Genomic DNA, 4,304 nt, shown 5'->3' on the forward strand with positions numbered 1-4,304 from the left:
CGGCGCCTTCCAGCTCGCCTCCGCGAGCCTCGACAGCCCGGCGGGGAGCGAGCGCTCGCCCGCGCTGCCCTTTGCGATCCGCGACCTGCAGCTGTTCGCCGCCGGCCCCTCGCGCCTGCGCGCCCGGGCGAAGGCGCGGGCCCACGGCCCCGGCATGCTCGCGGAGGTCGAGCTGTGGGACGAGGCCGGAGCGCTCGTCGCCGTCGTCGGTGCGCTCGAGAGCCGCCCCCCCTCGGTGACGACCCGCACCCGCATGCGCGAGCTCCATCGCCTGGTCTGGGAGACGGCGCAGGCCCCCGAGCTCCCGGCTCCCGCGGGCGGCGTGGTCGTGGGCTCTGGGCCCGCGGCCGAGCGCCTCGCGGCCGCCGGGCTGCGCCCCTCGTCCAGCTGGTCGGCCATCGACGAGGCCGCGCCCGCCTTCGTCGTGCGCTGCTGGCCCGCCGTCGCCCCCGACGACGCGCTGGCGAGCGCGAGCCACGACGCCTGCGAGGCCGGCCTCGCCGAGCTGCGCCAGTGGTTGACCGACGAGCGCTTCGCCTGTGTGCCGCTGGTGTGGCTGGCCCCGCCTTCGCTGGCCCGCGAGGCCCTCTTTGGCCTCGCCCGCGCCGCAGCCTCGGAGGCCCCCGACCGCGGCCTGACCCTGGTGCGCGTCGACGACGAGGACTGGACGCCGACCCTCGTCGGCCGCAGCCTCGCCCACCCCGAGTCCGAGCTCGCGTGGCGCGAGGGCGCCCTGCATCTGCCCCGGCTGCGCCCGGCCGCGCTCGACGCGAGCGCCCCCAAGCCAGCGCTGGGCCGCCGTGGCCGCGTGCTCGTCAGCGGCGGCACCGGAGAGCTCGGCGCCCACCTGTGCCGCCACCTCGTCCGGACCCACGGCGCCCGCCACCTCGTCAGCCTGTCCCGCCGAGGCCCCGACGCGCCCGAGGCCGAGTCCCTGCGCCGCGAGCTCCTCGAGCTCGGGGCCGAGGCCGTCGACGTCCTCGCCTGCGACGTGGCCGACCGCGAGGCCCTCGCCCGCGTATTCGACGAGGGCCCGCCCGTCTCGACCATCGTCCACCTCGCCGGCTTCCTCGACGACGGCCTCGTCCGCGACCTCGAGCCCGAGCCGCTCCACCGCGTGCTCCGGCCCAAGCTCGACGGCGCCTGGAACCTCCACAGCCTGTCCCTCGAGCGCGAGCTCGAGCTCGACGCCTTCGTGCTCTTCTCTTCTGCCGCGGGCCTGCTCGGATCCGCGGGGCAGGGCAACTACGCGGCCGGCAACAGCTTCCTCGACGGCCTGGCCGCGCACCGCCGCGGCCTCGGCCTCCCGGGCCTGAGCCTGGCCTGGGGCCTGTGGTCCGCGGGCGGCATGATCGCTCGGCTCGACCAGGCCGACCGCGCCCGGCTGCGCCGCAACGGCCTGCGACCCATCGCCGTGCCCCGGGGCATGGCCCTGCTCGACGCGGCCCTCGGCGCCCTGCCCCACGACGCCGCCACGCCGGGCCTCGCCGTGCCCATCGACTTCAACCTCGACACCCTCGCCGAGCGCCGCGACCGGGGCGACCTCCCGCCCCTGCTGTGGAGCCTCGCGCCCGCGTCCAGAGACGGCCTGCGCCGCTCGGGGCCAGACGCGGACGCGGACACGAGTCACTCGGCGGCGAGCTTCCAAGCCCGCGTGCGCGCCCTGGACAGCGCGAGCGAGCGAGGCGCCCTGCTCCTGGCCGTGGTCGCCGAGCACGCTGGCGCCGTGCTCCACATCAGCGGCCGCGCCGAGGCCTTCGAGCCCGAGCAGCCCCTGTTCGAGCTCGGCCTCGACTCGCTCATGGCCGTGGAGATCCGCAACCGCCTGTGCGTGGCCACGGGGCTGCGCCTGCCGGCGACCTTGCTGTTCGACTTCCCCACGCCCCGGGCCCTCGCCGATCGCATCGCACGAGCCCTCGAGCTCGGCGCCGAGCTCCGCGTGCCCTTCGCTCGCCCCGAGCGCCCGCGCCCCCTGCCAAGCCTCGTCCAGCCCGCCACCCACGACGCGGACGACGACGCCATCGCCATCGTCGCCATGGCCTGCCGCTACCCCGGGGGCGCCGACGACCTCGACGCCTTTTGGCGCTTGGTCTCCGAGGGCCGCGACGCGAGCTCGGGCTTCCCCGAGGACCGCGGCTGGGACCTCGACGACCTCTACGACCCCGACCCCGACGCGCCCGGCAAGTCGATCGCGCGCGAGGGCGGCTTCCTCCACCACGCCGCCGACTTCGACCCCGAGTTCTTCGGGCTCAGCCCGCGCGAGGCCACGGCCGTCGACCCCCAGCACCGCCTGCTGCTCGAGCTGGCCTGGGAGGCCCTCGAGGGCGCCGGGGTCGTCCCGGCCCAGCTGCGCCGCAGCGCCACCGGGGTCTACGTCGGCGTGATGTACCAGGACTACGGCGGCCGCCTGCTCGGGGACCTAAAGGCCCTCGACGGCAGCGTGGGCCTGGGCAGCTCGGCCAGCGTCGCGTCCGGGCGCATCGCCTACGCCCTCGGCCTCGAGGGCCCGGCGATGACCATCGACACGGCCTGCAGCTCCTCGCTGGTCGCCATCCACCTCGCCGCCGCGGCCCTGCGCGCGGGCGAGTGCGACCTGGCCCTGGCCGGCGGCTCGACGCTCATGGCCACCCCGCGCCTGTTCGTCGAGTTCAGCCGCCAGCGCGCCCTGGCCCCCGACGGCCGCTGCAAGCCCTTTTCGGCCCACGCCGACGGCGTCGGCTGGTCCGAGGGCGCGGGCATGATCGTGCTCGAGCGCCTCGCCGACGCGCGCCGCAACGGCCACCCCGTGCTGGCGATCGTGCGCGGCTCGGCCGTCAACCAAGACGGCCGCTCCCAGGGCCTGACCGCGCCCAACGGGCCCGCGCAGCAGCGCGTCATCGAGGCCGCCCTGGCCTCGGCCAAGCTGCTGCCCAGCGAGGTCGACCTGGTCGAGGGCCACGGCACCGGCACGCGCCTGGGCGACCCCATCGAGGCCGGCGCGATCCAGGCGGTCTACGGCCAGAGCCGGCGGAGCGCCGAGGCCCCGGTGTGGCTCGGATCGGTCAAGTCCAACTTCGGCCACACCCAGGCCGCGGCCGGCATCGCCGGGGTCATCAAGGTGGTCCTGGCCATGCGCCACGATCGGGTCCCGCGCAGCCTCCACGCCGGCGCGCCCTCGGAGCACGTCGACTGGGACGGCTCCGTCCAGCTCCTGGCCGAGGACCAGCCCTGGCCGCGGGGCGCCCGGCAGCGGCGGGCGGGCGTGTCCTCCTTTGGCGTGTCCGGGACCAACGCCCACGTGATCCTCGAGGAGCCCCCGAGCGACGCCCGGCCCGACGCGGCCGAGACCACCGAGGACGCCGAGAACGCCCCGCTGCCCTTCGTCCTGTCCGGTCGCACGCCGGCCGCCCTCGCCGACCAGGCCGCGCGTCTGCGCGAGCACGTCGAGGCTCACCCCGAGCTCGCCCTCGTCGACCTCGCCCACTCCCTGGCCACGACCCGCACCCACTTCGAGCGCCGCGCGGCCGCGGTCTGCCAGGATCGCCGCGAGCTCCTCGGCGCGCTCTCGGCCCTCGAGACCGCCGCAAGCCACCCCGCCTGCGTCGAGGGACGCGCCCTCGCGCCCCGCTCGGGTCGCGCCGTGGTGTTCGTGTTCCCCGGCCAGGGCGCCCAGTGGCCCGGCATGGCCCGGGACCTGCTCGAGCGGTCGCCGGCCTTCGCCGCGTCGATCGACGCCTGCGCCCGCGCCCTCGCGCCCCACGTCGACTGGTCGCTGCGCGCGGTGCTCGAGGACGCCGGCGCGCTCGAGCGCGTCGAGGTCGTCCAGCCCGCGCTGTTCGCCGTGATGGTCGCCCTCGCCGCGATGTGGCGGGAGCTCGGGGTCGCGCCTTCGGCCGTGATCGGCCACTCCCAGGGCGAGCTCGCGGCGGCCTGCGTCGCGGGCATCCTGTCCCTCGAAGACGCGGCCCGAGTCGTCGCCCTGCGCAGCCGGGCCATCGCCGAGGTCCTCGAAGGCAACGCGGGCGCGCCGGGGGCCATGGCCGCCGTGGCCCTGCCCGCCGCCGCCCTCGAAGCCCGGCTCGCGCCGTCCCTGTCCCTCGCCGTCGACAACGGCCCGAGCAGCGTCGTGTCCGGAGACGGCGACGCCGTCGAGGCCCTGCTCGCCGCGCTCGAAGCCGAGGGAGTCTTCGCCCGCCGCGTGCGGGTGTCTACGCCTCCCACTGCGCCCACGTCGACGCCATCGAGGCCCGGCTGCGCGCCGAGCTGGCGGACCTGCGCCCGCGCGAGGGCAGCGTCCCGATGATCTCGACCCTCGACGGCGCCCC

Annotated in this window: 1 protein-coding gene; it reads left to right on the forward strand. The window is 77.0% G+C overall.

Features of this window, described 5'->3' with window-relative positions; all coding sequences use genetic code 11:
- On the forward strand, window positions 1-4,282 hold a 4,282-nt coding region (locus PPSIR1_RS41185; RefSeq protein ID WP_006977281.1), incomplete at its 5' end, for a type I polyketide synthase.
- Window positions 4,283-4,304 lie beyond the last annotated feature (22 nt).

Source organism: Plesiocystis pacifica SIR-1 (genome assembly GCF_000170895.1).
Taxonomy (GTDB): Bacteria; Myxococcota_A; Polyangia; order Nannocystales; family Nannocystaceae; genus Plesiocystis; species Plesiocystis pacifica.